Here is a 240-nt window from a genome sequence, read left to right on the forward strand (position 1 = left end):
GAAGCCTAATGTCAGAAGCTTGGGGAAAACAGTACTTGTGAGATAAGTGGAATGTATATTCTGCAGGTATCGAAGCACATGGTGTAAATCCAAATGCCATTAAAGCAATGGTAGAAGTAAATATCGACATAACAAATCAAACATCAGATAAGATTGATTCACAGACTTTAAACAGTGCGCCTTTAGTGGTGACCCTTTGTAGTCATGCGGATTCTGTGGGCCCGACTACACCTCCAAATG

1 pseudogene is annotated in these 240 nt (G+C 40.8%); it reads left to right on the forward strand.

Annotated features, from left to right (window positions below):
* Positions 1–240, forward strand: a pseudogene (locus JDS95_RS30810) (arsenate reductase/protein-tyrosine-phosphatase family protein); the annotation flags it as partial.

It is taken from the genome of Bacillus cereus group sp. N24 (assembly GCF_016483345.1).
Classification (GTDB): domain Bacteria; phylum Bacillota; class Bacilli; order Bacillales; family Bacillaceae_G; genus Bacillus_A; species Bacillus_A toyonensis.